This window comes from Planctomycetia bacterium (genome assembly GCA_034440135.1).
Classification (GTDB): domain Bacteria; phylum Planctomycetota; class Planctomycetia; order Pirellulales; family JALHLM01; genus JALHLM01.
In genome coordinates this window covers 41399-48043 of sequence record JAWXBP010000339.1, presented here as the reverse complement: position 1 = coordinate 48043, position 6645 = coordinate 41399, and the positions used below count along the sequence as shown (strand labels likewise).

Sequence of the window (6645 nt, the reverse complement as noted above, 5' to 3'; positions counted from 1 at the left end):
CGCCAGGTCCGCCGCCGCCCGCTGGGCCGAAGTTCCGGCCGCGCTGCCAGGGGGGACGACCATTGTCGTCGTCATCGTCGTTATCGCCGCCACGGCGATCGCGCTCGCCCGAATCTTGGGCGGAACTGACGTTGGGAACGAGGGCGGGAAGGGCCGCGAACAGCCCCAAGATGACGGTGATGCGGCAAAGAACTCGCATGGATTCACCCGATTTCCCTGCGACCCGCCGAAGCAGGCCGCTGAATGCATTGTAAACAGGTGCGACAAATGGGCATAGCGGAATGCGCGCAACACCCCCCGAGGGCATCTAACCATTTTGAGGGCACGGAGTTTCGAGCAAATCTCCACGGCGAAACTTCCCCCGCCACACCGGGTTTAGTAATTTCGTGGGCAGCGTCAGGGCATCCCAGGCACGCACCATATCAACGTTCAATTTCTTGGAGGCGTCGTATGTTGGCACGAAATCAGTCGGTACGCACACTCGCAGTGTGCCTGGCCTTGGGTTTGATGGCCTCGGCCGCGTTGGCGCAACCTCCCGGAGGTCCCGGCGGCGGTCGTCGTGGCGGTGGGCGCGGGTTCGGCGGCCCCGGAATGGGTTTCGGCGGCGGCCCCGGCGGCGGCGTGGACACCGTTTCGCTCCTTCGCGTTGAGAAAGTGCGCGATGCGCTAAGTCTGGATCTCGAACAGGGCACCAAGATTCAAGAGATCAGCGACGCCGCACGCGAAGCGCAACGCGGGGCCTTCCAAGGCATCCGCGATCTGTCCGATGAAGAGCGCGATGCCAAGATGAAGGAAATGGCCGAGCAACGCGCGAAGACGGACGAAGAAATCCAGGCTGTTTTGAACGACGATCAACGCACCCGCCTGAAGCAGATCTCCCTGCAAGTCCGCGGCGCGAATGCCTTGTTGGACGAGAAAGTCGCCGAAGAAGTCGGTCTTGACGACGGCGCCAAGGAAAAGCTGAAAGCCGCTCAAGAAGAAAACATGACCGCGATGCGCGAAGCCATGGAAGCTCTCCGTGCAGAAGGGGGCGGCGGGGGCTTCGAAGGCATGCGGGAAAAAATGACCGAAATGCGGAAGGAATTCGACGCCAAGCTCCTGGCCGAGCTGAGCGAAGAGCAGGCCAAGAAGTTCGAGGAAATGCAAGGCGAGAAGATCGAGATCAGCATGGAAGATCTGGGCCGTGGTCGCGGCGGACCCGGTGGCCCAGGCGGCCCCGGAGGTCCCGGCGGCGGCGGCGGTGGCGGCGGACGTCGCAACCGCGACCGCGACGGCGAATAGCACTCGCAACGTCGGCTAGGCAGTGAACTTTGACGACGCCCCGCACGTAGGGGTGTTCGATCCCAGGCGGAGCCGGAACGCTATGCCAGATGGCGCCGGCTCCGCTTCCCATTCGATCCGAACCGTATGTATCTCGGCAGGAACCACGAAAGACGCGAAAAGCACGAAAGCATTTGGAAATGAGCGATGCGCCGGAGCCGTGGCGTCGCCTTGTCATTCAGTGCGGCGCAATCCACTGAGCCGCAACACTTTCGTGCCTTTCGTGTATTTCGTGGTTGCTCGTCTGAGCGTCCAGTCGCCGGGGTGGTTTTCCCTACTCCCGGCCCATAAAAGCGCGCTGATTCGTTGTTCCGGATCGGGTATACTGTAAACCCACGGAACAGCCCACCTGAACCCCCCGCCTCGGTACAGCTCATGGAAGCCGGTGAGATCCTTTTAACGAAGGGTTTGCTCGACGCGCGCCAATTGGAAATGATTCGCGCCGCGCGGATGGACGGTTCGCGCGCCGACCAGATCGCGGTCACCATGGGTTATTGCAGTGAGGAAGCCGCGCTCAAGGCGATCGGCGAAGAGGTCGGGCTTAACTTCATTGACCTCAGCGAAGCCGACATTGATTTCGGCCTGCTCAAGGATTTTCCGCAAAAGTTGATCCATCGCCAGGCGCTGTTCCCCATCCAGCGCCACAACGGCACCATCACCGTCGCCACGAGCGACCCGTTCGATCTCTATCCGCTCGACGAGTTGGGCGCCATCACCGGACTGCAGGTCGAGCCGGTGCTGGCCAGCAGCAACGAGATCGCACGGCTGATCAAGACGCACCTCGGTGTCGGCAGCGAGACGATCGACGGCCTGATGGCCGCCAAGAATGCCGAAGGTGACGTTGAACTCCTCGAAGAGATCGAGTCCGACGGTTCCGAGCTCTCCGAACAAGCGCAAGAAGCGTCGGTCGTTCGCCTGGTCAACGAGATCCTGCTCGAAGCCATCGAAACCCGCGCCAGCGACGTTCACTTGGAGTCGCAACCGTCGGGCTTGAAGATTCGCTACCGCGTCGACGGCATGTTGCACGCACAGCCGGTGCCGCCGGAGATCACGCGCTTTCAGGCCGCCATTATCAGCCGCTTGAAGATCATGGCGCGATTGAACATCGCCGAGAAACGCTTGCCCCAAGACGGGCGGATCAAACTCAAAGTCAAAGGCCGCGAGGTGGACGTCCGTGTCAGCGTGATCCCGATGATTCACGGCGAAGGCATCGTGATGCGGATTCTCGACAAGGGCGGGATGGAATTCGCGCTTCGTAAGTTGGGGATGGACGAACAGATCTACAAAAAATTCCGCGAGTTGATCCAACTTCCGCACGGCATCATCCTCGTCACTGGCCCGACCGGGTCCGGCAAGTCGACGACGCTCTACAGTTCACTGTTGGAGATCAAGAGCGAGGACGTGAAGATCATCACCACCGAAGACCCGGTGGAATATCAGCTCGAAGGCATCAACCAGATCCAGGTCCATCCCAAGATCGGCCTGACCTTCGCCGCGTCGCTCCGCAGCATCTTGCGACATGACCCGGACGTAGTGCTGGTCGGCGAAATCCGCGACCTGGAAACCGCGGAAAACGCCATCCAGGCGTCGCTCACCGGTCACTTGGTGTTCAGTACTTTGCATACCAACGACGCCTCGGGTGCTTATACTCGATTGGTGGACATGGGCGTCGAGCCGTTCCTCGTGGCCAGCACGGTCGAAGCGGTGATGGCTCAACGCCTCGTGCGCCGCCTCTGTCCGCTCTGCAAACAGGAATACACGCCGCACCCGGACGAGCTGCCGGACGATTTCCCCAAGGATCGCCTCGCCAAACTGGAACCGATCTTCCTGCCGCGCGGCTGCCGGGCCTGCCGGAACGTCGGGTACAAAGGGCGGATGGGCATTTACGAATTACTGTTGACCACGGACAGAATTCGGCAGCTCGCGCACGACCGCGCCACAAGCTGGGAACTGAAAAGCGCTGCCGTCGCCGACGGCATGCGGACGCTCCGCGACGACGGCTGGGAAAAGGTCCTCGCCGGCCAAACGACAGTGGAAGAAGTGCTGCGCGTGACGAAAGCAGATCGATTCTCAGTGCAAAAGAAATGAGTTTGAAGTGTTCAGTTTTCAGTGTTCAGTTTTCAGTGAGGATTTCGATTCGGCATCCAACTGAAAACTGAACACTGAAAACTTCAAACTGAATCACCATGCCCGAATTCGCTTACATCGCGCGTGACTCCGGCGGCAAACGTGTGGCCGGAAAGTTGTCGGCGGGAAGTCGCCAAGAGGCGATTTCTCTGCTGGACCAGCGCGCGCTGTTTCCGGTCGAAATCGCGCAAGACAATAAGGGGAGCGCAGTCTGGAAGTCGAAACGCGTCAGCCCGCAGCGGCTGGCGTCGACCTACGGCCAGCTCGGCGATTTGTTGCGCAGCGGCGTGCCGCTGTTGAAATCGCTGTCGATCCTGGAAAAACAATCGTCGCATGCCGGCCTGTCGGCCGTGCTGGCGGATGTGCGCAGCCGAGTCGAAGAAGGCACGACGCTGGCCGAGGCCTTCGCGCGGCACCCCAAGGTGTTCAGCGAGATGGCGATCAGCATGGTCCGCGCCGGCGGCGAAGGCGGCTTCCTGGAAGAAGCCCTCGATCGCGTCGCGGAATTCACCGAACAGCAAGAAGACTTGAAGAGCCGCACGCTGGGCGCGATCGCCTACCCGATGTTCCTGGCCGTGGTCGGCACGGTGGTCGTGACAGTGTTGATCGTATTCTTCGTCCCCAAGTTCGCGACGATGTTCGATCGCCTCCGCGAACGGGGCGAATTGCCGGCCACAACCGAATGGCTGCTTTGGCTGAGCGAAACGCTGAGCTCATACGGTTGGTTGATTCTGGCCGGCTTCGCGGTGCTGGCGATCTTCGCGAAGAATGCGCTCGGCACCGAGGAAGGACGCCGGTTCGTCGATCGCGTGAAGATTCGCATCCCCATGGCCGGCCCGATCTTCTTGAACCTGGCCGTGGCGCGGTTTTGCCGCGTGCTGGGCACCTTGCTCAAGAATGGCGTGCCGATTTTGAAGTCGCTCGATATCTCCAGCGACGCCACGGGCAATCGCGTGCTGTCCACCGCCGTGCGCGACGCCGCGGAGAATATCTCCGCGGGCGAATCGCTCGCCGGTCCGCTGGGCGCCAGCGGCCATTTCCCGGTGACCGTCGTGGAGATGATCGCCGTCGCCGAGGAAGCCAATCAGCTCGACACGGTGCTAGTCACCATCGCCGAAGGCCTGGAACGCCGCACCTGGCGGCAACTGGAATTGTTCGTCCGTCTGTTGGAACCGTTGATGTTGCTCATCCTCGCCGGCGTCGTCCTGCTGGTCGTCATGGCCCTGCTGCTGCCGGTGATGAAGATGAGTACTTCGTTATAGAGTTTGACGTTTTCAGTGTTCAGTTTTCAGTTGAGACAAAGCACTCAATTGACTGGACACTGAAAACTGAAAACTGAAAACTTCAAACTAACAAGAGGATACCCATGCGTACTCGCAAACCCTCGCGCCGCCGCAACCGCGCTGGCTTCACCCTGATGGAAGTCTTGCTCGTGCTCGTGATCCTGGTGATCATCGGCTCGTTCGTCGGCATTGCCATCCGCAACGCCCAGGGACAGGCGAACGTTAACGCCGCCCGGGCGCAGATCGAGCAACTCGAACAGCCGCTGGAGATGTATCACCTGAACATCAATTCGTACCCGACCACGTCGCAAGGGCTGCAGGCGCTGGAATCCGCCCCGGGCGATCTTGCCAACGCCTCGAAGTGGCAAGGGCCGTACCTCGATAAGGCGGTGCCGCTCGATCCGTGGGACAATCAATACCAATACATGTCGCCCGGCAACCGCAATCAAGATTCGTTCGACATTTGGAGCTTCGGCCCGGACGGCGTCGACAACTCCGCCGACGACATCGGCAACTGGACCGCGGAAGCGGCCAGCTAGGCAGACGATAGAAACGCAAACTTGGGGTGACGGAGGATTTAACCGCGAAACACGCGAAATGACGCGAAAAGGAGAGGTTCAGAATCGGTCTGAGCTGATCCGACAACCTGCAATTCTTTCGCGCTGTTTCGCGTGTTTCGCGGTTAAATCCTCCTCACTCTGCGTCTCAGCGGTTCAAAACGAATTTACACTCCTAGCATGTTCTTCTATTGCAAACCAAAACGCCGGCGCGGCTTGACCCTCATGGAGGTCTTGCTGGTGCTCGCGTTGTTGGTGGCGATGGGGGCGATGGTGTGGCCGAATTTGCAGCGGCCGTTCGCGGCGGAGCGGTTGCGCCGGGCTGGCGATCAAGTCCGCGCCCATTGGAGTCGCGCTCGGAATCGCGCCATCGATTCCGGTGAAGTCTATTCGTTCCGCTGCCAGTTGCAGGGGAGCCGGTATCTGATCGAGCGTTACGCCGGGCTGGATATCGACCAGGCGGTCACGTCCACCGGCTTTGCGGCGACCGCGTCGGACAACGCCACGCCTGGTACGCCGGCACTGTCGATCGACAAAACTTTGCCAGCCGGCGTGACGATGTCCGACTTGCAAACGGAAGCAGACGCCCGTACGTCGAGCCAGGCGATGGAGTTCGGTAACGAAGATCCGAGCCAATCGCGCGACGAAACCTGGTCGACGCCGGTGCTGTTCTTTCCGGACGGCACCTCGACTACGGCGGAGTTGACGCTCACCAACCAGTATGGCGCCACGGTCATGATTTCGTTGCGCGGACTGACTGGCGGCTCGCGGCTCGGCGAAGTCAGCGCCGATGAGAATTACCGGGCGCCGGCGCTGGAGAAATCGCCATGAAGCGCCGGCGGCAAGGTTTTTCGTTGATGGAGGTGATCCTCGCGATCGCCATCCTGGCTTCGGCCACGGTGCTGTTGGGCGAGCTCACGCGGTTCGGCATGCGCAACGCGCGGATCGCGCGCGACTTGACGCAGGCGCAACTCTTGTGCGAGAGCAAATTGAACGAGCTGGTATCGGGCCTGTCTCCCTTGGAAAACGTGAGCGGCGCGACGTTCGATACCACCTACGATCCCGACCAGGCGTGGCTCTATTCGATCGAATTCAGCGAAATCGACTCGGTCACGGGTCTGGCGAGCGTCACCGTCACGGTGAATCAAAACCTGCAACCGAGCCAGCGCCCCGTGCAGTTCGCCCTGACCCGCTGGATGATGCCGCCGCCGAGCACGACGGATACGGAAGACTCATCCACCTCGGACAGCGGCAATTCGAGCAGTTCTTCGGGCTCCTCCGGCAGCTCTTCCACCGGCGGCACATCGAGCGGACAATAGTTCGCTAGCTGGAAGCGCGTAGTCGAAACACGCATTGTG

Annotated in this window: 7 protein-coding genes; 6 read left to right on the top strand and 1 reads right to left on the bottom strand. The window is 60.8% G+C overall.

What is annotated here, in order from left to right:
• Positions 1-199: hypothetical protein (locus SGJ19_20580; protein ID MDZ4782650.1), on the bottom strand; the 199-nt coding region annotated here is incomplete at its 3' end.
• 251 nt (positions 200-450) lie between these two features.
• Between SGJ19_20580 and SGJ19_20575 the strand changes: the two genes are divergently transcribed.
• The 6 genes from SGJ19_20575 (at position 451) to SGJ19_20550 (ending at position 6606) form a co-directional block, all read left to right on the top strand.
• Positions 451-1281: a hypothetical protein gene (locus tag SGJ19_20575; protein MDZ4782649.1), complete on the top strand. Its 831-nt coding sequence runs from the start codon at positions 451-453 to the stop codon at positions 1279-1281.
• Positions 1282-1695: 414 nt separating this feature from the next.
• Positions 1696-3408, top strand: a complete 1713-nt coding sequence (locus tag SGJ19_20570; protein MDZ4782648.1) for an ATPase, T2SS/T4P/T4SS family — start codon at positions 1696-1698, stop codon at positions 3406-3408.
• A gap of 98 nt (positions 3409-3506) precedes the next feature.
• Positions 3507-4709, top strand: coding sequence for a type II secretion system F family protein (locus tag SGJ19_20565; GenBank protein MDZ4782647.1), 1203 nt, complete (start codon positions 3507-3509; stop codon positions 4707-4709).
• A 104-nt stretch (positions 4710-4813) separates the two neighbouring features.
• Positions 4814-5269, top strand: a complete 456-nt coding sequence (gspG, locus tag SGJ19_20560; protein MDZ4782646.1) for a type II secretion system major pseudopilin GspG — start codon at positions 4814-4816, stop codon at positions 5267-5269.
• Positions 5270-5512: 243 nt separating this feature from the next.
• Complete coding sequence (locus SGJ19_20555) at positions 5513-6118, top strand: hypothetical protein (GenBank protein ID MDZ4782645.1); 606 nt, start codon at positions 5513-5515, stop codon at positions 6116-6118.
• Positions 6115-6606, top strand: a complete 492-nt coding sequence (locus SGJ19_20550) for a prepilin-type N-terminal cleavage/methylation domain-containing protein (GenBank protein MDZ4782644.1) — start codon at positions 6115-6117, stop codon at positions 6604-6606. Before SGJ19_20555 ends, SGJ19_20550 begins: the two co-directional genes overlap by 4 nt.
• The last annotated feature ends 39 nt before the right edge of the window (positions 6607-6645 follow it).